22 protein-coding genes are annotated in these 26,912 nt (G+C 63.3%); 9 read left to right on the forward strand and 13 right to left on the reverse strand.

Annotated features, from left to right (window positions below):
• Positions 1–9 precede the first annotated feature (9 nt).
• Together mfd and ACR0MM_RS03530 are read right to left on the reverse strand one after the other, a co-directional pair.
• Positions 10–3,468, reverse strand: a complete 3,459-nt coding sequence (mfd, locus tag ACR0MM_RS03525) for a transcription-repair coupling factor (RefSeq protein WP_480694448.1) — start codon at positions 3,466–3,468, stop codon at positions 10–12.
• A gap of 21 nt (positions 3,469–3,489) precedes the next feature.
• Entirely contained in the window at positions 3,490–4,014 is a 525-nt protein-coding gene (locus ACR0MM_RS03530) for a component of SufBCD complex (RefSeq protein ID WP_170338895.1), read from the reverse strand.
• A 120-nt stretch (positions 4,015–4,134) separates the two neighbouring features.
• Between ACR0MM_RS03530 and hemB the strand changes: the two genes are divergently transcribed.
• The 4 genes from hemB (at position 4,135) to ACR0MM_RS03550 (ending at position 8,971) form a co-directional block, all read left to right on the forward strand.
• Entirely contained in the window at positions 4,135–5,133 is a 999-nt protein-coding gene (gene hemB, locus ACR0MM_RS03535; protein ID WP_480694451.1) for a porphobilinogen synthase, read from the forward strand.
• 144 nt (positions 5,134–5,277) lie between these two features.
• Positions 5,278–5,850 (forward strand): lipid-binding SYLF domain-containing protein, encoded by a 573-nt coding sequence (locus tag ACR0MM_RS03540; RefSeq protein WP_093962230.1) that lies wholly within the window; start codon positions 5,278–5,280, stop codon positions 5,848–5,850.
• Positions 5,851–6,003: 153 nt separating this feature from the next.
• Positions 6,004–8,466, forward strand: a complete 2,463-nt coding sequence (locus ACR0MM_RS03545; RefSeq protein ID WP_480694453.1) for a penicillin acylase family protein — start codon at positions 6,004–6,006, stop codon at positions 8,464–8,466.
• Between the two features lie 109 nt (positions 8,467–8,575).
• Complete coding sequence (locus ACR0MM_RS03550; protein WP_480694455.1) at positions 8,576–8,971, forward strand: nuclear transport factor 2 family protein; 396 nt, start codon at positions 8,576–8,578, stop codon at positions 8,969–8,971.
• 3 nt (positions 8,972–8,974) lie between these two features.
• Here ACR0MM_RS03550 and hflX read toward each other — a convergent pair whose 3' ends face one another.
• The 4 genes from hflX to trkA all read right to left on the reverse strand — a co-directional run bounded on the left by hflX (position 8,975) and on the right by trkA (position 13,533).
• Complete coding sequence (hflX, locus tag ACR0MM_RS03555) at positions 8,975–10,246, reverse strand: GTPase HflX (protein ID WP_480694457.1); 1,272 nt, start codon at positions 10,244–10,246, stop codon at positions 8,975–8,977.
• Positions 10,246–10,485: an RNA chaperone Hfq gene (gene hfq, locus ACR0MM_RS03560; protein WP_005982826.1), complete on the reverse strand. Its 240-nt coding sequence runs from the start codon at positions 10,483–10,485 to the stop codon at positions 10,246–10,248. The genes hflX and hfq overlap by 1 nt, the downstream gene beginning before the upstream one ends.
• Before the next feature lie 133 nt (positions 10,486–10,618).
• Positions 10,619–12,157 carry a TrkH family potassium uptake protein gene (locus ACR0MM_RS03565; RefSeq protein ID WP_170455458.1) on the reverse strand — a complete coding sequence of 513 codons (1,539 nt, stop codon included), beginning with the start codon at positions 12,155–12,157 and terminating at the stop codon, positions 10,619–10,621.
• Positions 12,157–13,533 carry a Trk system potassium transporter TrkA gene (gene trkA / locus ACR0MM_RS03570; protein ID WP_093962234.1) on the reverse strand — a complete coding sequence of 459 codons (1,377 nt, stop codon included), beginning with the start codon at positions 13,531–13,533 and terminating at the stop codon, positions 12,157–12,159. The genes ACR0MM_RS03565 and trkA overlap by 1 nt, the downstream gene beginning before the upstream one ends.
• A gap of 96 nt (positions 13,534–13,629) precedes the next feature.
• Here trkA and ACR0MM_RS03575 point away from each other — a divergent pair, with 96 nt between their 5' ends.
• On the forward strand, positions 13,630–14,109 hold the full coding sequence (locus ACR0MM_RS03575) for a hypothetical protein (RefSeq protein ID WP_093962235.1): 480 nt from the start codon (positions 13,630–13,632) through the stop codon (positions 14,107–14,109).
• A 10-nt stretch (positions 14,110–14,119) separates the two neighbouring features.
• Here the strand turns inward: ACR0MM_RS03575 and ACR0MM_RS03580 are convergent, their stop codons facing one another.
• The 7 genes from ACR0MM_RS03580 to dusB all read right to left on the reverse strand — a co-directional run bounded on the left by ACR0MM_RS03580 (position 14,120) and on the right by dusB (position 23,228).
• Entirely contained in the window at positions 14,120–15,301 is a 1,182-nt protein-coding gene (locus ACR0MM_RS03580; RefSeq protein ID WP_480694460.1) for an MFS transporter, read from the reverse strand.
• 43 nt (positions 15,302–15,344) lie between these two features.
• Entirely contained in the window at positions 15,345–15,917 is a 573-nt protein-coding gene (locus ACR0MM_RS03585) for a helix-turn-helix domain-containing protein (protein WP_480694462.1), read from the reverse strand.
• A gap of 40 nt (positions 15,918–15,957) precedes the next feature.
• Positions 15,958–17,367 carry a nitrogen assimilation response regulator NtrX gene (ntrX, locus tag ACR0MM_RS03590; protein ID WP_170390315.1) on the reverse strand — a complete coding sequence of 470 codons (1,410 nt, stop codon included), beginning with the start codon at positions 17,365–17,367 and terminating at the stop codon, positions 15,958–15,960.
• Positions 17,364–19,652: a sensor histidine kinase NtrY-like gene (locus ACR0MM_RS03595; RefSeq protein ID WP_480694464.1), complete on the reverse strand. Its 2,289-nt coding sequence runs from the start codon at positions 19,650–19,652 to the stop codon at positions 17,364–17,366. The genes ntrX and ACR0MM_RS03595 overlap by 4 nt, the downstream gene beginning before the upstream one ends.
• A 99-nt stretch (positions 19,653–19,751) precedes the next feature.
• Positions 19,752–21,119, reverse strand: a complete 1,368-nt coding sequence (locus ACR0MM_RS03600; protein WP_170338872.1) for a response regulator — start codon at positions 21,117–21,119, stop codon at positions 19,752–19,754.
• Between the two features lie 16 nt (positions 21,120–21,135).
• Complete coding sequence (locus ACR0MM_RS03605; RefSeq protein ID WP_480694466.1) at positions 21,136–22,215, reverse strand: two-component system sensor histidine kinase NtrB; 1,080 nt, start codon at positions 22,213–22,215, stop codon at positions 21,136–21,138.
• Positions 22,212–23,228, reverse strand: a complete 1,017-nt coding sequence (gene dusB, locus ACR0MM_RS03610; RefSeq protein ID WP_480694468.1) for a tRNA dihydrouridine synthase DusB — start codon at positions 23,226–23,228, stop codon at positions 22,212–22,214. The genes ACR0MM_RS03605 and dusB overlap by 4 nt, the downstream gene beginning before the upstream one ends.
• Before the next feature lie 152 nt (positions 23,229–23,380).
• Here dusB and ACR0MM_RS03615 point away from each other — a divergent pair, with 152 nt between their 5' ends.
• The 4 genes from ACR0MM_RS03615 (at position 23,381) to ACR0MM_RS03630 (ending at position 26,840) form a co-directional block, all read left to right on the forward strand.
• Entirely contained in the window at positions 23,381–24,511 is a 1,131-nt protein-coding gene (locus ACR0MM_RS03615) for a bifunctional 2-C-methyl-D-erythritol 4-phosphate cytidylyltransferase/2-C-methyl-D-erythritol 2,4-cyclodiphosphate synthase (RefSeq protein ID WP_480694470.1), read from the forward strand.
• Positions 24,508–25,005 (forward strand): phosphatidylglycerophosphatase A family protein, encoded by a 498-nt coding sequence (locus ACR0MM_RS03620; RefSeq protein ID WP_480694472.1) that lies wholly within the window; start codon positions 24,508–24,510, stop codon positions 25,003–25,005. Before ACR0MM_RS03615 ends, ACR0MM_RS03620 begins: the two co-directional genes overlap by 4 nt.
• Positions 25,002–25,544 carry a CinA family protein gene (locus ACR0MM_RS03625; RefSeq protein ID WP_480694474.1) on the forward strand — a complete coding sequence of 181 codons (543 nt, stop codon included), beginning with the start codon at positions 25,002–25,004 and terminating at the stop codon, positions 25,542–25,544. The genes ACR0MM_RS03620 and ACR0MM_RS03625 overlap by 4 nt, the downstream gene beginning before the upstream one ends.
• A 114-nt stretch (positions 25,545–25,658) precedes the next feature.
• Complete coding sequence (locus tag ACR0MM_RS03630) at positions 25,659–26,840, forward strand: ammonium transporter (protein WP_480694476.1); 1,182 nt, start codon at positions 25,659–25,661, stop codon at positions 26,838–26,840.
• Positions 26,841–26,912: the final 72 nt, after the last annotated feature.

Genomic DNA, 26,912 nt, shown 5'->3' on the forward strand with positions numbered 1-26,912 from the left:
GCCGCGCCCTCAGGCGCTGGCCTTCTTCTTTTTCTCGGCGGCGACCTTCTCGGCCAGATCGCGGGCGATGGCAAAGGCGCCCTTGATCTTGTCGCTGTCCTTCTTCCAGTCGCGCCGCACCACGATCTTGTTGTCCTTGACCTTGGCCAGCCCGCGCTGGTTCTGGATGAACTCGACCAGACCTTGCGGCGAGGCAAACTTGTCATTGTGGAACTGGATCGTCGCCCCTTTCGGTCCGCCGTCCAGCTTGGCAATGCCGGCGCGTTTGCACATGGCCTTGATCCGCACGACCAAAAGCAGCGTGTTCACCTCTTTCGGCAGAGGGCCGAACCGGTCGATCAGTTCGGCGGCAAAGCCCTCGAGCTCGACCTTGGTCGACAATGACGACAGGCGGCGATAGAGGCCCAGCCGCACGTCCAGATCGGGCACATAGTCTTCGGGAATCAGCACCGGAACGCCCAGGTTGATCTGCGGCGCCCATTGGTCGTCGGCCTCGCTCAGCCCCTCCATCTCGCCGGCCTTGATCTTGGCGATCGCCTCTTCCAGCATCGACTGATACAGTTCATAACCCACGTCGCGCATCTGGCCCGACTGTTCCTCGCCCAGCAGGTTGCCCGCGCCGCGAATGTCCAGGTCCTGGCTGGCCAGCGTGAACCCCGCCCCCAGCGTATCGAGCGAACCCAGAACCCGCAGCCGCTTTTCGGCGGCCGGCGTCAGCCGCGCGCGCGGCTTGGTGGTCAGATAGGCATAGGCGCGGGTCTTGGACCGCCCCACCCGGCCCCGGATCTGATAAAGCTGCGCCAGCCCGAACATATCGGCCCGGTGCACGACCATCGTGTTGGCGGTGGGAATGTCCAGCCCGCTTTCGACGATCGTGGTGGCCAGCAGGATGTCATACTTGCCGTCGTAGAAGGCATTCATCCGGTCGTCCAACTGGCCCGCCGCCATCTGGCCGTGGGCCACCACATAGGTCAGTTCGGGCAGCTGTTCTTTCAGGAATTCCTCGATCTCGGGCAGGTCTGAGATGCGCGGCACCACATAGAAACTCTGCCCGCCGCGATAGTGCTCGCGCAGCAGCGCCTCGCGGATGGTGACGGCGTCGAACTCGCTGACATAGGTGCGGATCGCCAGGCGATCGACGGGCGGTGTGCCGATGATCGACAGGTCGCGCACGCCGGTCAGGCTCAGTTGCAGCGTGCGCGGGATCGGCGTAGCGGTCAGCGTCAGCACATGCACGTCCGAGCGCAACTGCTTCAGCCGTTCCTTGTGGGCCACGCCGAAATGTTGTTCTTCGTCGATGATCAACAGCCCGAGGTTCTGGAACCGGATGCCCTTGGCCAGCAGCGCATGGGTGCCGATCACGATATCGACCGTGCCCCTGGCCAGCCCCTCGCGGGTCTGCTGCGCCTCTTTGGCCGAGACGAAACGTGACAATTGCCGGACTTCCAGCGGGAAGCCCCGGAACCGGTCCTTGAAACTGGCGGCGTGCTGACGCGCCAGCAGCGTGGTGGGCGCGATCACCGCCACCTGCAGTCCGGACATGGCCGCAACGAAGGCCGCGCGCATGGCGACCTCGGTCTTGCCAAAGCCCACGTCGCCGCAGATCAGGCGATCCATCGGCGTGCCCGAGTGCAGGTCCTCCATTACGTCGGCGATGGCGCGCAGCTGATCCTCGGTTTCCTGATAGGGGAAGCGGGCGCTGAACTCCTCCCACGAGTGGGGCGGCGGGTCCATGATCGGGGCCTTGCGCAGGGCGCGTTCGGCGGCGATGCGGATCAGCCGGTCGGCCATCTCGCGGATCCGCTCTTTCAACTTGGCCTTCTTGGCCTGCCACGCACCACCGCCCAGCTTGTCGAGCAGGCCTTCCTCGTGCCCGTATTTCGATAGCAGTTCGATGTTTTCGACCGGCAGGTACAGCTTGGCGCCTTCGGCATATTCCAGCAGCAGGCATTCATGCGCGGCGCCCAGGGCGCTCACGACCTCCATGCCCATGTACCGGCCGATGCCGTGATCGACATGCACCACCAGATCGCCGGGGCTAAGCGATTGGGTCTCGGTCAGGAAATTCTCGGCCTTGCGGCGTTTCTTGGGTTGGCGGATCAGCCGGTCGCCCAGCACATCCTGTTCCGAAATCACCGTCATGTCGGGCGTCTCGAAGCCGTGCTCCAGCGCCCAGACCGCCAAGTGCAGGCCGCGTTTGCCGATGCGTGAGCCGTCGGTCACAGGAATTGCCTCGGCCAGGCCCTCATCCTCGATCAACCCGGTCAGGCGTTCGCGCGCGCCCTCGGAATAGGACGCGACCAGAACCGGCCCCTTCTCCAGCTTGTTCTTGATGTGGCTGGCCAGCGCGCCGAACAGGCTGATGCTTTCCTGCTGCCGCTCGGGGGCAAAGTTGCGCCCGATCCGACCGCCCGCATCGATCACCCCCGGCCCGCTGGCCTGCGGCAGGGGGCTGAACTGCATAACCCGCCGCTGCGCCACCGCCTGGGTCCAGGCGTCATCGTCCAGATACAACAGACCCGGCGGCGTGGGTTTATAGACCGAATCCATCCGCGAGCGGTTCTCGAGCGCCAGACGCCGGGTTTCGTATTGATCGGCGATGCTGTCCCACCGGGCCAGACGGGCGGGCGTGACCTGATCGTCCAGCGTGATCGTCGCGTCCGGCAGGTAGTCGAACAACGTTTCCAGCTTTTCGTGGAACAGGGGCAGCCAGTGTTCCATGCCCTGATGCTTGCGCCCGGCGCTGACCGCCTCGTACAGCGGATCATCCGTACCGGCCGCTCCGAATTCGATGCGATAGTTCTGACGGAACCGGGTTATGGCGGCCTCGTCCAGGATCACCTCGGAGACCGGGGCCAGTTCGACCAGATCAAGCTTTTCCGTGGTGCGCTGGGTGGCCGGATCGAACCGGCGCGCGCCGTCCAGCACGTCTCCGAACAGGTCCAGCCGCACCGGTCCTGCTTCGCCCGGCGGGAAGATATCGATGATCCCGCCGCGCACGGCATAGTCGCCGGGCTCCATCACCGTGGGGCTTTGGCTGAACCCCATGCGCACAAGGAAGTCACGCAGCGCCGCCTCGTCCACGCGCTGGCCGACCCGTGCGGTGAACGCCGCCTGCCGCAGCACGTCGCGCGCCGGCACGCGTTGGGTCGCCGCGTTCAGCGTGGTCAGCAGAACGAACCGCTCGGGCATCTGGTGCACCAGCGCCGCTAGGGTCGCCACCCGCGCCGCCGCGATGTCGGGGTTGGGCGACACCCGGTCATAGGGCAGGCAATCCCAGCCGGGAAACAGGATCACCGGCATGTCGGGCGCAAAGAAACGCAGCGCCGCGCGCATTGCCTCGGCACGTTTGTCGTCGCGTGCCACATGCAGAACCGGCCCGCCCGAGCGGGCAACCTCGTTCAGCACCAGCTGCGCGTCAAACCCCTCGGGGGCGCCGCCGACTGTCACGTGGTTCGGAGCCTTCATCGCCTCGCCTTTCCGATTTTGCTATCCCAGAACGCCTATCGAAAGGTTCTGATACATGCCCCACATCGAAGTGACCAGTATCGCAAACATGCCGATGACCTGCGTCGCCAGCCGGCATCGATGCAGCGCCTTGGACACAGCTTCAATCGTCAACTCCTGCCGCCGCAGGTTCCGGGCCACCCGCAGGCTGTTTGCGCCGACAAGAACCATCGGGAACAGCAGCAGGAACACCGCCTGGGCGAACTCGACCTGATAGTAAAACCCCAGCGTCGCCAGCCCCGCAAACAGGAAACAGCACAGCGCCAAGATTACGACCCCCGAAACGTCGGCAATGTAGAGGATGCGATTGGTGTTGATCCGCACGATGTCCAGCAGGTCGGTCTCGGCCTGGCCTCCGACGCGGCGGGCGCGCACGACCAGATCATACGGAACGCCCATTACCCAATGGCTGGCTGTCGACCACAGCACCGCAAGCGCGATCCAGTACCACAGATTCGAGAAGCTGCGCATGTCGATGAGTTCGAAAATCGAGGAGTACCAGTCCAAACTCGGTCCTTTAATTCAAAATTCTCAGGCGGTTCTATCGCAACGGCGCGGCTATTGGTACCCTTGAGACCTGTGCAAATTCATGCCACCCAATGCGCGAATGTTCAAGGAGAACGCGCCATGAAACCGACAATCGCCCCCTACCCCCACGGCCGCTTTCGTCGCGCCCGCCAGTCCGAGGCGATCCGGGGCCTGGTGCGCGAGAACACCCTGACCGTTAATGACCTGATCTGGCCGGTGTTCGTGCGCGACGGCGAGGGCATCGAAGAGCCCGTGCCCTCGATGCCCGGCGTGGTGCGCCGCTCGGTCGATCTGATCGCCAAAGCCGCAGCCGAGGCGCAGGCCATGGGCATACCGGCGATCTGCCTGTTTCCTTACACCGATCCCAGCCTCAAGACGCAGGATTGCGCCGAGGCGTGGAGCCCCGACAACCTTTCGAACCGCGCCATCCGCGCGATCAAGCAGGCCGCACCTGAAATCGCGGTGATGACCGATGTCGCGCTGGACCCATACAACATCAACGGCCATGACGGATATGTGGTGGACGGCAAGATCGTGAATGACGAAACGGTCGAAGCGCTGGTCAAGATGACGCTGGCCCAGGCCGAGGCCGGAGCCGACATCATCGGCCCGTCCGACATGATGGACGGCCGGATCGGCGCGATGCGCCAAGCGCTCGAGGCCGCCGGTCATCACGACGTCATGATCCTCAGCTACGCGGCGAAATATGCCAGCGCCTTCTACGGGCCTTTCCGCGATGCGGTGGGCGCCTCGGGCGCGTTGACCGGCGACAAGAAGACCTACCAGATGGACCCGGCCAACTCGAACGAGGCGTTGCGCCTGATCCAGCGTGACCTGACCGAGGGGGCCGACATGGTGATGATCAAGCCTGGTATGCCCTATCTGGACATCTGCCGGAGGGTCAAGGACACGTTCGGCGCACCCACCTATGCCTATCAGGTGTCGGGTGAATACGCGATGATCCAGGCCGCCGCGCAGAACGGATGGATCGACGGTGAAAAGGTGATGCTGGAAAGCCTGCTGGCCTTCAAACGTGCAGGCTGTGACGGCATCCTGACTTATTTTGCGCCGCAGGTCGCCCGGCTGTTGCAAGGTTAATCCTACAGGACTCCGCGATTTTTCGCCGATCGGCCGGCCTTGGCCTGCCGGTTTTCCCGTGACACCCGAGGCGGCTCGGCGTATTCTTGCACACAAGACCGGGACCACCCGGCTTTTCAGGCACATAGACAGAGAAAAACAAACATGAGCAGTTCCAACACACCACGACTGAGCCGTCGCGGCTTTGCCTTTGGCATGGCCGGACTGACCCTGACCGCCGCCTGCGGCAACGGCGTCGGAAACTCGAACGCGGCAACGATCGATGCCCGCGTCGATGCCACGCTGACCGAGATGTATACCCGCTACCCGAACACCCAGGAAATCGCCAACAAGGCCAACGGGATGCTGGTCATGCCGCTGATCACCGAGGCGGGGTTCGTCTTTGGAGGCGGCTACGGAAAAGGCGCACTGCGCATCAATGGCGCCACGGTCGACTACTACTCGGCTGTCAAAGGCACTGCGGGGCTGCAGATTGGCGCCCAGCAATACGCCCATGTCCTGTTCTTCATGACCGAAGACGCCCTGAACGATTTCCGCCGCTCAAGCGGATGGACCGCCGGCGCGGACATTGGATATGTCGTCAGCGACCAGGCGGACCAGTTGTCGACCGACCTGACCACCCTGCGCAAACCCGTGCTGGCGGCGGTCTTCGGTCAGGCTGGGTTGCAATTGGGCGCAACGGTCGAGGGCATCAAATACACGCGCATTATTCCCTGACCCCCTGACCCCCCTCAAGAAAACTCCGTCACTGGCCAATGCCGTGGCGGAGTTTTTCGTTTCAGACGCAGATTCCGCGGCGCGGCCTCTTTCGGTCGCCAGAGCCATGAATTAACCTTCGCCTGATCTGCAAATTCAAATGGTGCGCTGCTGATGGGTGTCGTCTTTCGCTGGTTGATGCGTATCGCCTCGGGTCTGGTCCTGCTGACCCTCGCGGCGATCGGTCTGGTGTATTTCCTGGCCAGCCAGTCGCTGCCTGACTACGACCAAACGCTGCAGGTCAAAGGCCTGAATGCCCCGGTCGAGATCGTGCGCGACACAGCCAACGTGCCTCACATCCTGGGGCAGACCGACCCCGACGTGTTCTTCGGTCTGGGTTATGCACATGCCCAGGACCGGTTGTGGCAGATGACGGTCATGCGCCGGACCGTGCAGGGGCGACTGTCCGAGGTTTTTGGCCAGCGGACCGTGCATATCGACAAGCTCATGCGTCGACTGGATCTTTACGGGCTGGCGCATCAGTCCTTCGAGGTTCAGGACGATTACACCAAGGCCGCTCTTCGCGCCTATGCCGCGGGTGTCAATGCGCGGCTGGACGAAATCAACGAAAACGCCTTGGGCCGCGGCGCGCCCGAAATGTTTTTGTTCAATGCACCGGTTGCTCCTTGGCAACCGGGTGACAGCATAGCCATGATCAAGCTGATGGCGGTTCAGCTGTCCGGGCATCTGCAGGACGAAGTGCTGCGGGCGCGCACCTCGTTGATGCTGAACGATCCGCAGCGGCTGTCAGATATTCTGCCCGACGTGCCTGGCGCGGGCATTGCAGCGCTGCCCGAGTACGCGGCGTTGTTTCCCGACCTGCCCCGCTATGCCGCCAGTTCTGAACCCGCAGCCGCATGGCTGAACCCGGTCCCGCAGCGCGGGTTGGCGGGCGCCTCGAATGCATGGTCTGCGGCTCCTTCGCGCTCGGCCACCGGTGGAACCCTGTTGGCCAACGATCCCCATCTGGGCCTGACTGCGCCGGGGATCTGGTATCTGGCGCGTCTTGAACTGGGCAAGGGCGGCGTGATCGGCGCCACCATCCCCGGCATTCCGGCGGTTATGTCCGGCCGCAGTGACCGGCTGGGATGGGGCTTGACCTCGTCCTATCTGGACGATCAGGACGTGCATATCGAAAGAGTGAATCCCGACAACCCCGAGGAATACCTGACGCCCGAAGGCTTCAAACCCTTCAAGTCGCGCCCCTCAATCATCGAGATCAAGGACGCCCCCCCGATCACTCTGACCCTGCGCTGGACAGAGAACGGCCCCGTCCTGCCCGGCACCCATTACAACCTGGAAACCATCACACCGCCGGGGCATGTCGCCTCGCTGTCCTGGACGGCGCTCAGCCCGCGCGACACCTCGATCAGCGCCTCAATGGCGCTGATGAGCGCGGATACCGTGCGCGAAGCGATCGAAGCTGCCGAGCGATTCATCGCGCCGTCGCAAAACCTGTCGGTAGTCGACAAGACGACCGTCGGCATGAAGCTCATCGGCGCAATGCCCAGCCGCGACCTCAACAACCAAAGCCGCGGCCGCATCCCGACACCGGGCTGGATCGCGGCAAACCGCTGGCAGGGGCGTCTGCCCTATTCCGACAACCCCGAATTCGTGGCTCCGGCCGGCGGCGTTTTGGGCAACACCAACAACAAGATCATCGACCGCCCCTTCCCCCTGCATGTGTCCTATGAATGGGGCGATACGCAGCGCGTCCACCGCTGGGAATTCCTGATGCAATCGCGCGAGGTGCACACCCGCGACAGCTTCATCGAGGCGCAGCTGGACACGGTCAGCTTCACCGCGCGGTCACTGCTGCCGCTGATCGGGGCCGACCTGTGGTTCACCGGCGAGGCCGCGCCCGAAGGCACCCCCGAACGCCAGCGCCAGATAGCCCTGACCCTGCTGGCCGAATGGAACGGCGAGATGAACGAGCACCTGCCCGAGCCGCTGATCTATGCGGCCTGGGTCCGCGCGCTGCAAAAGCGCCTGATCGCCGATGAACTCGGGCCATTGGCCAAGGAATTCAAGCATGTCGAGCCCTTGTTCATCGAACGCGTCTTCCGCGACATCGACGGGGCCTCGGCCTGGTGCGACGTCCGGCAGAGCGCACCGGTGGAAACCTGCACCGACATGGCCCGGCTGGCCCTGGATGACGCGCTGATCTGGATTTCAGAACGGTACGGCAGCCAATTGGAATCGCTGCGCTGGGGCGATGCCCACCAAGCCACCCACGATCACCCGGTGCTGGGCGAGGTTCCGGTGCTGCGCTATTTCGTCAACATCCGCCAATCGACCAGCGGCGGCGACAACACCCTGCTGCGCGGGCGCACCTCGGGCGAAGGGCCTGACCCGTTCCAGAACGTGCACGGCGCGGGCTATCGCGGGGTCTATGACTTTTCCGACCCCGACAGCTCGGTCTTCATCACGGCCACCGGGCAATCGGGCCACTTCCTGTCGCGCTACTATGACGATCAGGCGCAACTTTGGCGCAGGGGTGAGTACATTCCAATGTCGCTGGATCTGGATCTGGCCCGCGCCGCCGCCGTCGGGACCACCCGTCTGATGCCGCAATAGGCGGGATTTCGGCGGACCCCCGCCCCTTTTTTATCGCCCCGTGGACGCGGCCCCGTGGCTTGGCCTACCATTCCGGTGCGCCCGGACCGCAGCGCGAGGGGGGAAAATCATGGCCAGTTTGCGCGATACCCTGAACAATCTAGCCCGCGACTATGCCATCGCCTGGAGCTCGGGTGACGCCAATGCCGTGGCCGATTTCTTTACGTCGGACGGGCAGATCACGATCAATCGCGGCGCCCCCATCGTCGGGCGGGCAGCCATCGCCGACATGGCGCGCGGGTTTCATACCGACTTTCCCGATCTTGAGGTGCGCTGCGACATGCTGCGGTGGGCCGGTCCCCACGCCATCTTCGTTTGGACCCTTGAAGGGCAGCACGCCCGGACCGGCAATGCGGTGATCACGCGCGGCTGGGAAGAATGGGAGCTGGATGCGGAGTACAAAATCCGGTCGTCGTTGGGCTGGTTCGATGCCGACGACCATCAGCGCCAGATCGACGGGGCCTGATCGTCAGAGGCCCGCGAACTGGTTGGCCTGCTTGTCGGTCCACAGAACGGTGATTTCGAACCCGTCCTCGGTCTGTTTTTCGCCGCGCACCACATCCTGTCGGAACAGCCAGGCGCGTTTGTTGCCGTCAGCAAACCCCAGTTTCAAAACCTCTTCCCGGCGCACGCCCTGCAGGATCGTGGCGATCTCAGTCAGCAGCGGATCGATCCCCTCGCCGGTCACGGCCGAGATCGGGAACACCGCCGGATCGCGCTCGGCCCGGGCCTGCACGGCCTGCCGGTCTTCGTCGGACAGCAGATCAATTTTGTTCCAGACTTCAAGCTGAGGGCGGGTATCGTCCACACCCAGCGAGGCCATGATCGTGCGCACATCCTCGGCCTGCTCTTCGGTCTCGGCATGGCTGATATCGCGCACATGCACGATCAGATCGGCGGCCAGAACCTCCTCGAGCGTGGCGCGGAAGGCCGCGACCAGTTCGGTCGGCAGGTTCGAGATGAAACCCACGGTGTCCGACAGGATCACCTCGGGGCCGTCGGGCAGTTCGATCCGGCGCATGGTCGGGTCCAGTGTGGCAAACAGCATGTCCTTGGCCATGACTTCGGCCCCGGTCAGGCGGTTGAACAGCGTGGACTTGCCCGCATTGGTATAGCCCACCAGCGCCACGATCGGATAGGGCACCTTGGCCCGGGCAGCGCGGTGCAGCGTCCGTGTCTTCACGACCTTCTGCAACTGACGGCGCAAGCGCACCAGTTGATCGTCGATCGCGCGCCGGTCGGCCTCGATCTGGGTTTCCCCCGGCCCGCCGACAAAGCCCAGCCCACCGCGCTGACGTTCCAGGTGGGTCCAGGCCCGCACCAAGCGCGTGCGCTGATAGCTGAGCGCGGCCATCTCGACCTGCAACACACCCTCGCGCGTGCGGGCGCGGTCCGAGAAGATTTCCAGAATCAGCCCCGTCCGGTCGAGGATCTTGACCTTCCACGCCTTCTCCAGATTGCGCTGTTGAACCGGGGTAACCGGTCCGTCGATCAGAACCAGCTCGATCTCGTTTTCCGCAAAACGCGCGCCCAGTTCCTCGATCTTGCCGCTGCCGAACAGCAGGCCGGGCTGCGCCCGCGGCAGGCGCACGATCTCGGCCCCGATCACATCCAGATCAGGCAAGGCGGCAGCCAGTGCCACCGCCTCCTCCAGCGCCGGAACGGGGTCGCGGCGCTGGTCATCTGACTTGATATCGGGATGCAGCACCCAAGCCCGGGTGCGCCTCCGGTCATGTTCCATCAAGAGGCGTCTTCGCCCTCATACAGGTTGATCGGCTGCGACGGCATGATGGTCGAGATCGCGTGCTTATAGACAAGCTGCGACTGTCCGTCGCGGCGCAACAATACGCAGAAATTGTCGAACCAGGTGATGACACCCTGCAATTTCACGCCGTTGATCAGGAAAATTGTAACGGGAACCTTTGCTTTCCGTACATTGTTCAGGAAGGCATCCTGAAGATTCTGTCTGTCCGAAGCCATATTTTGTTATCTCGCCGTTGTTCTTGCTTACGCGCTGCGGACCAACGCGCTCCCTCCGCGCGAGTATGGAGTGACGCGCAGAGATATTCCAGATGAAAAATCAGGCAGTAACGTGAAGGCCCGAATTGGCGGTTCAATCCCGCCACAGGGCCGGAGTGATCAACGCGATGATCGCCAGAGTCTCCAGCCGGCCGATCACCATCCCGGCGCACATGGTCAGCTTGGCTCCGGCCGACAGATCGATCAGACGGATCGGCAGATCGGTAGCCAGTTCGATCAACGGACCGGTCGTGCTCAGCACCGCGACGCTCAGCACCATGGCGCGTTCAAACCCAACCCCCTCGGCAGCCAGAACGACATCAAGCAACGCGAGCGTTAGCGCGAACATCATCAGAAAGACCCACGCGATGAATGCGCCCTGGCTTTGGATGCGGCGGTTGCCGCCGCCCGCCCCGCTGACCGATGACGGGTGGATCAGCCTGTCCAGTTCACGCGCGCCATTCAGGTACAAGGCATAGACCCGCAACAGCTTGACCCCGCCTGCGGTGGTGGCGACCCCGCCCCCGATAAGCGCAAGCCCCATCAAAACAAGCCCCGGTGTTCCCAGACCGGACAACTGTTGCGCGTCGTTCCAATAAGCGCTTTCGAACCCGGCCGTCGTCAGGAACGACATCACCGTGAACAACATGCCCCAGATGACGTTCAGCGTTTGCAGGCCCGTCACCTGCCCGCCGATCTCGGCAACCCCGGCCAGCACCCGGAAGACCAACAATGCCGCCACGCCGACAACGATCATCAGGCCGATCCGGAATTCCGGATCGTGGTCCAGCCGGGAATAGCCGGTTGTTGCGGTGTCCTTTGAGAAGGTCAGGCGGGACAAGGCAAAGAACAGGAACAGAAACAGGATGGCCTCGCCGGTGATCCCGGCGGTGGACCCTTCCAACCCGCCCACTGGCGATATGCCGGACGTGGCCATCACCGACATTGCGTGGCAGATGGCCGTCAGGCCCTTTTCTCCCGCGATCAACAGCAAGACCCAGATTACCGCTGTAAGGCTGGCATAAACCGGGGTCAATGTCGCCGTCACACGGAGCAGTCGCCCCCGCGGGTCGACCTTTTCGCTCTGGGCTACGCCGGAAACCGGGCGGCCCGGCTGTCCGCGCGCGGTAATCTCGAACCCGCCCAACGACAGTGGCGCCAGGATCGCAGCTGCCGAGATCCACATCAGCAGCCCACCCATCCAGCCGACGAGCGCCCGCCACAGGTGAACCGGCGCCGACAGGCGCTCGGGGTCGGGAAACAGGTCCGCTCCGGTGGTGGTGATGGCGCTGACCATGTCAAAATAGGCGTTCAGAAAGGTCGTGTTCCCCAACGCGTCATGGACAGGAACGGCCAGAAACAGCGGCAATACCGTCAGCGAGCCCAGCAAGACCGCCAACTGCCCCAAGGTTCCGCGCCGCGGCTGCCGGCTGGCCGTCGCCAGGCCAACGATCGTGACCAGGAACAGCCCCACCAAACCCGAATAGAAGAACGACCGCGACGTGGGGTGGTCATCCAAGGCAAGGGCGTATATTGCCGGGATCCACATTGCCAGGGACACAATCGCCGTGATCAACAGAAACAGCGGCAGCCGCCGAATAACGCTGATTTTGGGTGCGCGGGCGACAGCCATCAGAAAAAGTCGATCGAAACCTGCATCAGGCGTTCGACCTCGGGTACATCATTGGCCATTGCGAAAATCGCAACCACGTCCTTTTCGTCAATCCGCAGACTGCCAGTGGGCCGCAGGACCTCGTCGCCCTTGCGCACCGCGCCGACCAGGACGCCTTCGGGAAAGTCGATGTCGCGCAGTTTCTGCCCGGCCATTGGCGAGGTCGACAGCACTTCGGCCTCGATCACTTCGGCCTCGGCATCGCCGATCGAATAGACCTGTCGCACCCGGCCATGCCGGATATGGCGCAGGATCGAACTGACGGTCGTGGCCCGCGGGTTGATATAGGCGTCAATCCCCAACGGCCCCATCAGGGCCACCATGCTGGGGTCGTTGATCAACGCAATCGCCAGCGGGCAACCTTCGGCCTTGGCCCGGACCGCAGCCAGCATGTTGGTCCGGTCGTCATCGGTGACGGCCAGCATCGCGTCCGCGCGCTCGATCCCCGCTTCGCTCAACAGCGCTGAATCCAGACCGTCGCCGTTCAGAACGATCGTACGCTCCAGCGACTCGGCGGCCAGTTCCGCACAGCGCCGGTCACGCTCGATAACTTTTGCACGGATGCGGCCCTCGCGCTCTTCCAGTGTCCGGGCGACTTCAAGGCCGACATTCCCGCCACCCACGATGACCACGCGATCCTGCTTTTTCTGTGATTTACCAAAGACCTCCATCGTGCGGTCAACGTCTTGGACGCTGGTAAAGACATAGCATTCGTCACCGACGAACAATTGGTCCTCGGATTCCGGCGCGAACAGCGTTCCGTCGCGGCGAATACCCACCACGATGGCGCTGAGCGTTGAAAACAGGTCTGTCAGTTGGCGCAAGGGCGTGTTGACGATCGGGCAATCCTCGGCGATCCGAATGCCCAGAAGCTGCGCCTTGCCATCCATGAACAGTTCCGTGTCAAAAGCCGCAGGCGCCGACAGGCGGCGCATGGCTGCGGCGGCCACTTCACGTTCGGGGCTGATCACCACGTCGATCGGAAGATGGTCGCGGCGGTACAAGTCGCGATGGATCGCTTCGAGGTAGGATTTCGACCGCAACCGCGCGATCTTGCGCTGGATCGAGAACACCGAGTGCGCCATCTGGCAGGTGACCATGTTCACCTCGTCCGAATGGGTCGCGGCGATGATCATGTCGGCGTCACGGGCTCCGGCCCGCTCGAGCACGTCGGGATAGCTGGCAAAGCCGGCGATGCCCTGAACGTCCAGCGTCTCGGTCGCCCGGCGTACCAGGTCAGGGTTGTTGTCCACAACGGTGACGTCATTCAACTCGCCCGAAAGGTGCCGAGCAATCTGCCAGCCCACCTGGCCGGCGCCACAAATGATGACCTTCATGCCTTTGGCCTTTCTGCCTGAGCGTTTTGAATGACAGATGCCCACAGAGCGGTCAATCGAATTGTCATGACGGCCTGTGTGATGCAAGATAAGCGAATGAAAACAGTGCTTCGATTGCTTGTTCCCCTTGCCCTGCTGGCCGGATGCGGGCCGTTGTCGATGTATTATCGCGAAGGCGAAAGCGTCTCGCGGATGCAGGCCGAAACGACCGAATGCCAAGTGCAGGCGCTGAAGGATGCACCGGTTGCAAACCAGGTGCGCCAAAGCCCGCCCACCTATTGGCCGGGCCGCACCTATTGCGACGGGCGCGGGCGATGCTACCGCACCGGAGGATGGTGGGAGCCGGGCCGCGTTTACACGGTAGATGTAAATCAGGGGCTGCGAAACACGGTCGAGGCGCAGTGCATGGCCAAGAAGGGATACCGCCCCATCAGCCTGCCGCCCTGCAAACAGTCGGTCAAATCGGGCGTTCCACCGACCCGAACAACCGTCCTGCCGCCGTTGGGCACGGCGTCCTGCTTCGTCAAATTCGACGACGGGTCATTCCAGATCATCACGCCGGGGTTGCCGGGCTGACCGACTGACCTCAGCCCGGATCGTCGGGCGACGATCGCCGGCGGAGTGACAGGAACAGATGTGCTGCGATGGCGGCAGCATAGAATACAAGTACGGCCACGAACATCGAGCCTTCTCCGGCACGCCATAGGATTGCAAGCAGAACAGGTGTGCCCAGCAGGTTGCCCGCATTTCCCATCTGCGCCATCGCCCCATAGCTCAGCGCCTGATCCCGGGCCGAGCCATTCAGTTGAGGAACCGCCGCGAAACTGCCGCCCTGCACCAGGCCCAACACCGCAAACAGCGCAATGCCGACAATGGGCAGAGGCGCTCCGAAAAACAGCAGGGCAAGGGCAGCCATCCCGGCCGCAAAACCAAGATTTACAACTGTGACCGCGGTCAGGAACGTCAAGAGCACGGGTACCGCGATCCACGACAGCACGATACCTGCCAGCGGCATCAGACTGGCTACAAGAACCGACTGATCTTCGGGCATACGGCCGGGCAGGATCGCCAGCAACGACACGAAGGTCAGTGTGTAGAAGAACCATCCGATCGCCGGTGCTGCCATGCGGGGCGAGCTGTAGGTTTCCAGATGCGTCTGCAGGATGGACCCCAGCCCCCACCCCCGAAGTTCCGTCGCGATGGGCGGAACCTTTGGCGGAAACAGGGCGACCAGTCCTGCAATCAGCGCCATCAGGAAACCGTGGCCCATGAAGTAATCCGCCAATCCAAAACGCTGGATCATCGGCAGGCCGAACCAAGCGTTCAGCGCAAAGGCAACTCCAAAGAAAGAACTCCACAACACCATGGCAGCGTTGCGCGCAGATCCGCGTGTGATCTGTGCGATCAGCGTTGGAGCGGCAACCACGATCGCCAGATGCGAAACGCCCTCGATGATCCGGCTGGCCAGCATCACTTGAAAGCTAGGCATGGTGGACTGGAACACCGATACAACGCCGCCCAGCAGCAAACCGAACACCAGCAGGCGGACCGGTCCGAACTGCGCGGTAATGGCGCCTGACATGGCCCCCAGCACGGCGCCCATCAAACTGATGATCGACAGCAACCAGCCGATCGAATCCCCATAGCCTGGGTACAATGCACCGACCGCGTCGAAGGCAACGGCGATCTTGGCGAACTGTGTGGCCGCGCCCAGCCCGGCCACCCACAACAGGATCACCTGCAGAAATATGCGAAAAGATTGAGTCACACCCGCGTTCTACCCTCGGCCTCCGGCGAGGTGAACGCATATATTATGCGGCGCGTACGCGCGTGCCGCTGACAAGGCGCACAGGGGTTCCATCGGCCAGATACAGCCGCTCCCATACGATTTGGCCTGCGCTGATTGTGATCTGGTCGTGCACGGCCTGAGAAGTGATGAAAGCTTTGGGATTTGGCACCTGCAGGTCCCACCAACCCTCGTCCGTCAGCTCCATTTCGGCTTGGCGGATCTCGTCGGTGGCAAACTGCCACAGCGACACCCCCAACAACGAGTGCTGGCTGGCTGACCAATCCCGTGCGCGGCTGGGTGAATAGGCCAGACAAACATGGCTCGCTTCGTCCACCAGATGCAGACAGGCTTGCGAACTGCCGACAAGCCGCTTCAGTGCTGCATCGTCGGCGCGGTGATCCGAAAGCGCCGAGAAAACCGCAGCTTGTTGTTCAGGGCTTGGGGTCTGGACCTCGTTTTCCCAGCGCGACACCGTGGCCTGATCGACGCGCATCACATGTGCAAGCGCCGACTGCTTCATCCCGGTGGCCCGCCGAAGCCGTTTGAGACGACGACCAAAGGCGGGAAATCCCTGCTGGATCATCGATAGCGTCATGGCCGGGCGCCTCCCGTCGTCCTGCCGGTTTGGCCGGCCCCTATTCCGCCGGTTCAGGCTCGTCCAGTTGCGCCACCCGCGCGCCCGACTTGTTCGACGTGACTACACCCAACGATTTCAGCTTGCGGTGCAAGGCGCTGCGTTCCATTCCAACGAAACTGGCCGTGCGGCTGATATTGCCGCCAAAGCGATTGATCTGGGTCAGCAGATACTCACGCTCGAACGCCTCTCGTGCCTCGCGCAGTGGCAGCGTTGCCAGAGCGCCCGACAGCACGACCCGGCCGGAATCGTCGGCCTTTTCCTCCTCATTCGGCAATTCCCGCGCTTCGATCGGTCCGGTGCCATCACCAAGGATCAAGACCCGCTCGACCAGGTTCTTCAACTGGCGCACGTTGCCGGGCCAACTCATCGTCTGCAGCAGGGCCACGGCCTCTTCCGACAACTCGCGCACAGGGAGGCCCTGGGTTTCGTTGCACATCTCGATGAAATGCTTGGCGAGAACAGGAATATCCTCGCGCCGTTCTTCCAAAGACGGCACCGCGATCGGGACGACGTTGAGGCGGTGATACAGCTCTTCGCGGAACCGGTCCGCGGCAATCTCGGTTTCAAGGTCGCGGTTGGTGGAAGAGATCACACGCAGATCGACACGGACGTTGTCCGAGCCACCCACCCGCTGAAACTGCTGATCGACGAGGACGCGCAGGATCTTGGACTGCGTGCCCAACGGCATGTCGGCAACCTCGTCGAAATAGACCACACCGCCATGGGCCTGTTCGAGCAGACCGGACTCAACGCCACGCTCGGCGGATTCACGGCCGAACAGCACTTCTTCCATGCGTTCGGGCTCGACCCCTGCGCAGTTGACCGTGACAAAGGGCGCGTTCGCCCGATTCGAGTGCGCATGAATGTAGCGCGCGGCGATTTCCTTGCCCGATCCAGCAGGACCACGCAGCATCACCCGACCGTTTGATTTGGTCACCTTGTCCAACTGGCCCAGCATCGCGCGGAACGCAGCCGACTTGCCGATCATGTCGGAATTGCTGACCTCCTTGCGCTTGAGCGAGGCATTCTCGCGACGAAGGCGCGAAGTTTCCATCGCGCGGCGGATTACCACCATCAACTGGTCGATGTTGAAGGGCTTTTCGATGAAATCATATGCCCCCTGCTTGATCGCCGCGACGGCGATTTCGATATTTCCGTGCCCCGATATGATCACCACCGGAACATCCGGATTGTCGCGTTTGACCGCCTTCAGAATGTCGATCCCATCCATGCGGCTGTCCTTGAGCCAGATGTCCAGGATCAACAAACCGGGTGGTTCTGCGTTGATCGCGGCCATGCACTCGTCCGAGTTGCCGGCCAGCCGGGTGGAATATCCTTCGTCCTCCAGAATGTCGGACACCAGTTCGCGAATATCGCGCTCGTCATCTACGATCAGAATGTCGCTCATCTTTGGCCTGCTTTCAGTGTCTTGGATTTATTTGCCTGCTTCTGCGGCGCTGCGACCGGGGCCGTGTTGGCCTTCGGCAACCGGATCACGGCCATTGCGCCAAAATGGTCCTGTCCGTCGAACACGGGCGCATCCTCAAGGGTCAGCGTACCGCCGTGTTCTTCAATGATTTTCTTGACGATGGGCAGGCCCAGGCCAGTCCCTTCGTCGCGCGTGGTCACATAGGGCTCGAACAGCCGCGCCCGGTCTTCGGGCAGCCCGATGCCGTTGTCCGCGATGGTAATCAGTGTTCCGTCATCATCCGTGGACAGGCGCACCTTTATCTGCGGGCCGAGGTTGTCGGGCGCACCCTTCTTTTTCAGGGTTTCGATGGCTTCGCCGGCGTTCTTGATCAGATTTGTGAGCGCCTGGTTCAACATCGTCGCGTCCACATCGGCCAATACTGGCTGGTCCGGGATCTCCGCGTCGATCTGAACGTCTGGCTGACCGGCCTGCTGCAGCAGAACCGCCTCGCGCACCAGGCCCGCGATGTCTTCCTCGTGCCGGTCGGGCTCGGGCATGCGGGCAAACTTCGAGAATTCGTCGACGATCCGGCGCAGATCGTTGGTCTGGCGAACGATCACGTCGGTCATGGATTCAAGGCTGGCGCTGTCCTCTTCATCCAGTTTCCGCGCGAACTTCCGCCGGATGCGTTCGGCGCTCAGCTGAATGGGGGTCAGCGGGTTCTTGATCTCATGCGCGATGCGGCGGGCCACGTCCCCCCAGGCCGCCATACGCTGGGCGCTGACCAGATCGGTCACGTCGTCAAAGGCGACCACGTAACCTTCCAGCCTGCCGTCCTCGCCGCGTCGGGTTGCCATCCGGACCAGCAGGTTTTCCAGCTGTCCCTTGCGAGTGACCTTGATTTCGTCCTGAATTGCTTCCTGGTTGCCTTCTTTCAGCGCTTCGAACAAAGGCAGGAACTCGGGTACTGCAATGCCGATTGCCAGTTGTTGCTCATGGCCTTTCCAGTCCAGCAACCGCTCGGCCGAGCGGTTGACGAATGTCACCTGACCATCCGGATCCACCCCGACAACGCCAGAAGTCACCGAGCTGAGCACCGAGTCGAACAGTCGGCGGCGGCTTTCGATCTGGCGGGTGTTTTCCAGCAGCGTACCCCGCTGCGCCTTCAATTGCCGGGTCATCTGGTTGAAATAGCGCCCCAGCATGGCGATTTCGTCGTCGCTGGCCTCCTCGATGACCTGCACGTCCAGATCACCGGCCCCTACCCGCTGCGCGGCGGTGGTCAGGCGACCAACCGGGCGCGAGAGCCGCTCGGCGAACCACATGCCCAGCGAAACGGCCGCCAAAATAAGGATTACCGCGAACCCCAGATACAGCAGCCCGAACTCGAACAGCACCCTGCCGCGTTCGTTTTCCAACTGTTGATAGAACTGCGCGGTTTCCTTGGTGTCATCCAAAAGGGTCAACAACTGGCCATCTACGGCGCGACTGACATACAGGTATCGGTCCAGATAGGCGCGCAGCGGCACCAGAGCGCGAAATTCGTTGTTGGGCCAGTCCGCGATGATCAACAGACCCTCTTCTCGGGCCTGCTCCAACTGCTCGGGTTTCGGCGGTTCGTAGTTGAACAGATAAGACCTGTCTCCGCGGGCCCGGATTTCACCACTGCCGTCAATCACGTAGGCTTCGCGCAGTCCGCGCTGAATCTGTGCCTGCCCCTGGGCCAGCACCTCGCGCAGCTCGGCATCCGAGATGTAGAAGTCCAGCTTGCGTGCATTGTCAAGAAACCGCGCAAGAACCGTGGCATCCTGCGTCAGACCCTGTTCGTGCTCTTGTTCATAGGCCTCGGCGGCCGTCAGCGAAGATCCGACCACCTGCCTGACCCTGTCCGAGAACCATCCCTCAAGCCCGATATTCACGGTCAGACCGGCAAAAATCGCAACCGTCACCGTGGGCACCAGCGCCAACAGCGTGAACGCACCGATCAGCCTCAGGTGTAGGCGAGAGCCCGCCGATTTGGCCCGGCGCGCCGCAATAAGATTGCCCAACTGCCCCAGAACCAGGGCCGCCACGACCAGAATGTAGACAAGGTCTGCCAGCAGAATCAGCCGAAGCGTGGGGGCATTCGCGCCCAGGTCAAACGGCCCGATAACAAGGTAGGTCGCAAGGGTCAGGACCGGCCCCAACACAACCAGCCCCAAGGTGCCGAAATTGCGCAGTTTCCGGGACTTACGCCACCGATTCAGGGATAATGCCGGCCGTTTCTGTGCCCGGGATACCACCGTCTGCCCTCATCCTGATGTGCCGCTTTCGCGGCGTACCGCCATATGTCGTGGTCTTTTCCGGGGCTGTGCCCGGATGCCACGGTTTGTGTGGCGAGATTACATCAGTTTGCGCCGACGTGTCACCTGAATATCGAGATCAGTGATTTTTTTGCGCAGCGTATTCCGATTTATCCCCAGCAAATCGGCACATTTTGCCTGATTTCCTCCGGTCGCATCCAGCGCGATTTCGATCAGCGGAGCCTCGACCTCGCGCAGAATGCGCTGGTACAGACCCGGTGGCGGCAGCATGTTTCCATGAAGGTCGAAGTAACGACGTAGATGCCGCGCAACCGACGAAGACAGCTTCTCTCGTTCGCTCCCGCTCAGCAGTGGTTCGGCCTCGGGCTGACTGCCCAAGACGGCCTCGACCTCGGACTTGGTGATTTCGTCGGATCGGCTGGTCAGGCTCAGCCGCCGGATAGCGTTTTCCAGTTGCCGCACGTTGCCGGGCCAGGAATACCGGCGCACAAGTTCGATCGCGTCAGGGCCCAACCGCCGCTTTGTGCCGTTTTCGCGTTCTTCGCGGGCCAGAAAATGCTCGGCCAGCAACAGGATGTCGTCGACCCGCTCGCGTAGGGCTGGCACATGGATGGTGGCACCGCAGAGGCGGTAGTAAAGGTCCTGCCGCACCCGCCCGCTTTCCATCGCCTCGGTCAAGTCCGACTGGCTGGTCGCCATGAAGCGCGGAACGTGGTCGCCGGGCGTGTCCATCATCCGCACGATCCGAGCCTGGATTTCATCGTCCAGGTCTGCAATTTCGTCGATCAGCAACGTACCGCCGCGCACCCGTGCCATGACCCGGGCCGGACCCTCCAGGTCGCGCAGGTCTGCTGCAGTAGCAGTCACAAAGGGCAGTGTCCGCCGGTCTGAGAAATCGTGAATTGCCCGCGCAATCAGAGACTTGCCCGTTCCACTTTCACCTGAAATCATTACCGAAAGATCGGTGTTCATGACCCGGGCGACCAATCTGTACAGGGCTTGCATCACCGGGGTCCGGCCGACCAATGGCAGCTCGTCGGGGCGGTCTTCGGATGTGTCCGCGGGTTCGATCTGAACACGTTGCTTGCGGTCCAGAGCCCGGGCGGTGCGCTTCATCAGATCCGGCAGGTCGAACGGCTTGGGCAGATAGTCATAGGCATCCGCCTCGGCCGCCTGGATCGCCGTCATGATCGTGTTCTGGGCCGAGATCACGATCACCGGCAGGCCCGGCCGGTCCTGCGCGATTTTGGGCAGCATTTCCAACCCGTTGCCATCGGGCATGACCACGTCCGAAATCACCACGTCGCCCTTGCCCTCGCCGACCCAACGCATCAGCGTCGTCAGGGACGAGGTCGCATGCACCTTGCAGCCCGCCCGCGTCAGGGCCTGGGTCAGAACCGTCCGGATCGTTCTGTCATCATCTGCAACCAGTACCGTGCCATCCATCTGGTGTTCTCCTTGATTATTCTTTGTCCTGCCCTGCCTCGCGCGGCGCGCGGCGCAGCGACAGCCGGAAGACTGTCCGCCCCGGTACCGACTCGGCCGTGATCCAACCGTCGTGGTCGGACACGATTTTGCTGACCAGCGCCAAGCCAAGGCCGGTGCCGTTTTCCTTGCCGGAAACGAATGGGTCGAAAATATCGCCGCGGATATCCTCGGGCAGGCCCGGGCCATCGTCGATGATCTCGATCTGCAGCGGCAACGAGTGGCCCGAACCGTCACTGCGCCGCAGACGGAAGGAATGTTCAAAATAGGTGTGCAGGCGGATCGTTCCGCCCTCGGGGCCAGCGGCCTCGGACGCGTTCTTGAGCAGGTTCAGAACCACCTGCAACAGCTGATCCGGGTCACCATAGGCCAGTGGCAGCGAGGGGTCGTAATCCTCGATGATGGTCATGTCCGCGCCAAAGCCCAGCAGAGCCGAGCGGCGCGCACGGTCCAGAACATCGTGGATGTTGACCGGCTTGAACTCGGGCCGCGAGAGGTTCCCGAACTGCTCGACCTGCTCGAGCAGCTTCACGATCCGGCGGCTTTCGGCCACGATAAGATCTGTCAACTCAAGGTCTTGCGGGCCGATATTCATGCTCAGCAACTGCGCGGCACCGGTGATCCCGGCCAGCGGGTTCTTGATTTCATGCGCCAGCATCTCGGCCATGCCGATCGCCGATTGCGCCGCCGATTTGACCGTGTTGCCGCGGGTCATGCGGCTGGCCAGTTCGCGCGGCGAGACGATCATGATCATCGACCCCGGATGCCCCAGCAGCGGCGCGATCTGCAGCGCGCATTGCAGCGGCGCGCGATTGCCCGAGCCCACGTCCACGTCATTAACGAACAGCGGCGTTCCCTGCTCGCGGGCGCGCGTGAACGCCTCTTCCAACGGCGCGTCCACGGCGATCTGGTCCCAGACCGGATGCCCGACCACCGATTTGCGTGAGGCGTTCAGGAACCCCTCACCCGAGGAATTGACGTCGGCGATGCGATCCTCGGGGTCGATGATGAAGGCGGGAACCGGTAGCGATGCCCAGATGACCTGATCCGAAATCATGCTGCCACCTCGGCATTTTCCGTCAAAGCGTCGCCGATCAGCCGCAGAACTTCGGCCGGATCGCGCGAGGTCAGGACAGCGCGGCGCAGCGACGCAGGCGTTCCGGCCTCGTCCATGTACCAGCCCAGATGCTTGCGTGCGACACGCAGCCCCAGATCGGTGCCATAGAACCCCAGCATCGCTTCGTAATGCGCCCGCACCATGTCGGCCAGATCGTCGCCCTCGGGAACCTCCGGCGCTGGCGTCCCCCACAGCTCGTGGGCGATCTGCGCAAGCAGCCACGGTTTGCCCTGCGCGCCGCGGCCCACCATGACGCCTTCCGCGCCCGACTGCTCCAGCGCTGTCTGCGCACGCCCGGGGCTGGTGATGTCGCCATTGGCCACGACCGGAATGCTGACGGCATCCTTGACGGCGCGGATCGCGGCCCAGTCCGCCTCGCCCTTGTAGAACTGACAGCGCGTGCGCCCGTGGATCGTCACCATCTGAATGCCGGCCTCCTGCGCCCGCCGCGCCACGTCCGGCGCGTTCAGCAGCGTGTCGTCCCACCCCAGCCGGGTCTTGAGCGTCACCGGCACCTCCACCGCGTCCACGACCGCCTCGATCAGGGTGAGGGCATGGTCGGGCGTCTTCAGCAGGGCCGAACCGGAATAGCCGTTCGTCACCTTCTTGGCCGGGCAGCCCATGTTGATGTCGATCACACGCGCGCCCCGGTCGGCGACCTGCCGCGCGGCCTCGGCCATCCAATAGGCGTCACGCCCGGCCAGCTGTACGGCGGTGTTTTCCACATCCGCCGACAGTTCGGCCCGTTCGCGCACGCCGGGCTTGGCCTGCACCATTTCCTGGCTGGCAACCATCTCGCTGACCACCATGCCGGCGCCGAACCGCATGACGAGGTCGCGAAACGGCCGGTCGGTGATTCCGGCCATCGGCGCCAGCAGAACTGGCGGGGTCAAAATTTTCTCGGCAATGCGCAGCGTCAACGTGCCTAATCCTTGAGCATTTGCGGTTTTCATATCGAATCCGGGGCATATGAACAACAAATCCACGACCAGCAAGCCCGCAAAATCATCATATGCCTAATTTTTAATCAGCTTGCCGCGAGTGATTGCCTCTGCTTTCACCGCCGCCTAAACACGGAAGCCAAACGAAGGTCGGAAATTCAAACATGACTACCGCCGCCATCATCGTCGCCGCCGGGCGCGGCCTGCGCGCCGGAGGGGGCCAGCCCAAACAGTGGCGCCCCTTGTCCGGGCGGCGTGTGGCCGACTGGACGATCGAACGGATCAAGGCGCAGGTGCCGCTGGTCGTGCTGGTCCTGTCCGCCGATGACCCCGAGGCCTGGGCGGAATTCGCCGACGGCGGCCTGATTCTTGCGCCCGGCGGCGCCGACCGCGCCGAGTCCGTGCGCAACGGGCTGCAGGCGCTGGCCGATCGCGGCGTCAGCAAGGTTCTGATCCATGACGTGGCCCGGCCCTGTGTCAGCGCGCTGGTCATTGGTGACGTGCTGGCGGCCCTTGACACCCACGCCGCTGCGGCACCTGGGCTGCCGGTCACCGATGCGCTGTGGACCGGAGAGAACGGCCAGGTCACCGGCACCCGAGATCGCGCGGGCCTGTTTGCCGCGCAGACGCCGCAGGGGTTCCGCTATGACGCAATCGTGTCCGCGCATGCGGCGCATCCCGGTGGGGCCGCCGATGATGTCGAGGTTGCGCGCGCCGCCGGGATCGACGTGGCCATCGTGCCGGGCGACGCGGACAATCTGAAAATCACACGGCCCGAGGATTTCGCCCGGGCCGAACGGATATTGAGGTCAGACATGGATGTAAGGCTGGGCAACGGATATGACGTGCACCGGTTCGGGCCGGGCGATCACGTGATCCTGTGCGGCGTCGAGGTCCCGCATGATCGGGGGCTGCAGGGCCATTCCGACGCGGATGTGGGCATGCACGCCGTCACCGACGCGATCTATGGCGCGCTGGCGCAGGGCGATATCGGTCAGCACTTTCCCCCATCCGACCCACAGTGGAAAGGCGCCGCCAGCGAGATCTTTCTGCGCCATGCGGTGGATCTGGCCACGCGCATGGGCTTTCGCATCTCGAACGTCGACTGCACGCTGGTCTGCGAATACCCCAAGATCGGCCCGCACGCTGCGGAGATGCGGCAAAAAATGAGCAAAATCATGGAGTTGGAGGCCGACCGGGTGTCGATCAAGGCCACCACGTCCGAGCGGCTGGGCTTTACCGGCCGTAAGGAAGGCATCGCCGCTATCGCGACCGCCTGTCTGGTGAAACCATGACCCTGGCGCGCCTGATCGGAACCGTCGGCGGGATTGGTCACCTTCGCCCTGCCCCCGGCACCTGGGGCTCGCTGGCCGCACTGCCTTTGGCCTTGGCGCTGCATCTGCTGGGCGGCTTCCCGCTGCTGGCCGTCGCAACCGTCGCCGTCTTTGCGGCCGGCACCTGGGCCACGGGCGTCATGACCGCCGGGCAGGACGATCACGACCCTTCGGAGATCGTCGTCGACGAGGTCGCGGGCCAATTCATCGCCATCTGGGCCGTGTCCTATCCGGCCTGGGCGCATGACATCGCGGTCACCGCCCTGTGGCCGGGCTGGATCGCCGCGTTTTTGCTGTTCCGCCTGTTCGACATCACCAAACCCGGCCCCATCGGCTGGGCCGACCGGCGCGGCGACCCCTTGGGCGTGATGCTGGACGACGTGATCGCGGGCGTGTTCGCGGGCGTGGGAGTTCTGATCCTGGCCGGGATCGCACATGGAGTGCTGGGCCTATGACCGTCGCCGAACTGCTCGACCGCGCCAAGGCGCTGAACGTCATGATCGCCACCGCCGAAAGTTGCACGGGCGGCATGGTCGCCGCCGCGCTGACCGACATTCCCGGCAGTTCGGCCGTGGTTGACCGAGGCTTCGTCACCTACACCAACGCCGCCAAGCAGGACATGCTGGGCGTGCGCGCCGAGACCTTGGCGGCCCATGGTGCCGTCTCTGAAGAGGTCGCCCGCGAAATGGCCGAGGGTGCGCTGGCGCATTCCCAAGCGCAGCTTGCGGTCTCGATCACCGGCATCGCGGGGCCCGGCGGGTCCGAGTTCAAACCCGAGGGCCGGGTCTGTTTCGGCCTTGCGGTTAAAGGCCGCCCAACCCTGACCGAAACCGTCGAGTTCGGCGCCGCAGGCCGCGCCAATGTCCGACGCGCGGCGCGGGATCATGCGCTGAAACTGCTGGGAAGCGGCCTTTCCGAACTCGCCAAATTTTTCGGCACCTGCCCGGATACGGCGCACTTTTTGCCACCACTTGGAAAAAGGACGCCAAAATAGGCTCCTTTTTCGCACCTTGCCTCTTTTTTCCTCGGCCGCCGTTCGGTTGAACCCACGGCACGTCACTCACACCGCGCCCCTTGGCGCAGCTTCAGGAAAGAGGAGAACGGCCCAATGAACGGAGCCGATACCGCCTGGATCATCGTCGCGACGGCGCTGGTCCTGTTCATGACCTTGCCGGGCTTGGCCCTGTTCTATGGCGGGCTGGTGCGCGCCCGCAACGTGCTGAGCGTTTTCATGCACTGTTTCGCGATCGCCTGCCTGATGAGCATCCTGTGGTTGGTCGCGGGGTATTCAATTGCCTTCGGCGACGGCGGTTCCGGCCTGTGGGGCGGGCTGGGCAAGGCGTTTCTGAACGGCGTCGATGCAGACAGCCTATCGGGCACCCTGCCCGAGGTGCTGTTCTTTGCCTTCCAGATGACCTTTGCCATCATCACCCCGGCCCTGATCGTCGGCGCCTATGTGGAACGTGTGGGCTTTGGCTTCGTGCTGGTCTTCTCGGGCCTTTGGATGCTGCTGTGCTACGCGCCGGTGGTGCATTGGATCTGGGGCGGCGGCATTCTGACCGATGGCGGCATCCTCGGTGAAATCGGCGTGCGCGACTTTGCCGGTGGCATCGTGGTGCATGAAACCGCCGGTCTGGCCGCTCTGATCATCGCGTGGGTCCTAGGGCCGCGCAAGAACCGCACCACCCCGCCGCACAACCCCGGATACGTCATGATCGGCGCCGCGATGCTGTGGGTCGGCTGGTTCGGCTTCAACGGCGGCTCGCAGCTGGCCGCGGATGGCGGCGCGGCCATGGCGCTGACGGTCACGCATATCTCGGCCGCCACCGCATCGCTCAGCTGGGCGCTGTGGGAGCGGATCAAGTACGGCAAGGCCTCTCTGGTCGGCCTCGTCACCGGGACCATCGCGGGTCTGGCCTCGATCACTCCGGCCTCGGGCTATGTCGATCCGGTTCAGGCGCTGATCATCGGCGCGGTTGCCGGCATCCTGTGCCAGGAGGCGGTAAACGTGGTCCGCAACGTGCTGAACATCGACGACACGCTGGACGTGTTCGCCGTGCATGGCGTGGGCGGAATCTTCGGCACCATCATGATCGCCGTCTTCGGCCTGGGCGCCTGGACCGCGCAGCTGGGCGGGCTGGTGATCGTGGGTGTCTTTACGTCAGTTGTCACGTTTGTGCTGATCAAGGTGGTTGCGCTTGCCACCCCGCTTCGCGTAGACGCCGAGACCGAAACGAACGGGCTCGACCTGTCGGTCCACGGCGAACGGGCCTATGACATGAGCAGCTAAGCCCACCTTGGCTGACTCGACTGCCCATCCGGGCATCAAGCGGACCTCTTGGGAGGTCCGCTTTTCTTTTGG

It is taken from the genome of Ruegeria sp. BC6, assembly GCF_056539185.1.

Coding starts and splice junctions, on each gene's coding strand:
- ACR0MM_RS03630 (WP_480694476.1), top strand. CDS start 25,659: ATGAACGGAGCCGATACCGCCTGGATCATCGTCGCGACGGCGCTGGTC.
- ACR0MM_RS03585 (WP_480694462.1), bottom strand. CDS start 15,917: ATGACGCTATCGATGATCCAGCAGGGATTTCCCGCCTTTGGTCGTCGT.
- ACR0MM_RS03625 (WP_480694474.1), top strand. CDS start 25,002: ATGACCGTCGCCGAACTGCTCGACCGCGCCAAGGCGCTGAACGTCATG.
- dusB (WP_480694468.1), bottom strand. CDS start 23,228: ATGAAAACCGCAAATGCTCAAGGATTAGGCACGTTGACGCTGCGCATT.
- ACR0MM_RS03550 (WP_480694455.1), top strand. CDS start 8,576: ATGGCCAGTTTGCGCGATACCCTGAACAATCTAGCCCGCGACTATGCC.
- hemB (WP_480694451.1), top strand. CDS start 4,135: ATGAAACCGACAATCGCCCCCTACCCCCACGGCCGCTTTCGTCGCGCC.
- ACR0MM_RS03620 (WP_480694472.1), top strand. CDS start 24,508: ATGACCCTGGCGCGCCTGATCGGAACCGTCGGCGGGATTGGTCACCTT.
- mfd (WP_480694448.1), bottom strand. CDS start 3,468: ATGAAGGCTCCGAACCACGTGACAGTCGGCGGCGCCCCCGAGGGGTTT.
- ACR0MM_RS03605 (WP_480694466.1), bottom strand. CDS start 22,215: ATGATTTCGGATCAGGTCATCTGGGCATCGCTACCGGTTCCCGCCTTC.
- hfq (WP_005982826.1), bottom strand. CDS start 10,485: ATGGCTTCGGACAGACAGAATCTTCAGGATGCCTTCCTGAACAATGTA.
- ACR0MM_RS03540 (WP_093962230.1), top strand. CDS start 5,278: ATGAGCAGTTCCAACACACCACGACTGAGCCGTCGCGGCTTTGCCTTT.
- ACR0MM_RS03565 (WP_170455458.1), bottom strand. CDS start 12,157: ATGGCTGTCGCCCGCGCACCCAAAATCAGCGTTATTCGGCGGCTGCCG.
- ACR0MM_RS03575 (WP_093962235.1), top strand. CDS start 13,630: ATGAAAACAGTGCTTCGATTGCTTGTTCCCCTTGCCCTGCTGGCCGGA.
- hflX (WP_480694457.1), bottom strand. CDS start 10,246: ATGGAACATGACCGGAGGCGCACCCGGGCTTGGGTGCTGCATCCCGAT.
- ACR0MM_RS03600 (WP_170338872.1), bottom strand. CDS start 21,119: ATGGATGGCACGGTACTGGTTGCAGATGATGACAGAACGATCCGGACG.
- ACR0MM_RS03545 (WP_480694453.1), top strand. CDS start 6,004: ATGGGTGTCGTCTTTCGCTGGTTGATGCGTATCGCCTCGGGTCTGGTC.
- ntrX (WP_170390315.1), bottom strand. CDS start 17,367: ATGAGCGACATTCTGATCGTAGATGACGAGCGCGATATTCGCGAACTG.
- trkA (WP_093962234.1), bottom strand. CDS start 13,533: ATGAAGGTCATCATTTGTGGCGCCGGCCAGGTGGGCTGGCAGATTGCT.
- ACR0MM_RS03615 (WP_480694470.1), top strand. CDS start 23,381: ATGACTACCGCCGCCATCATCGTCGCCGCCGGGCGCGGCCTGCGCGCC.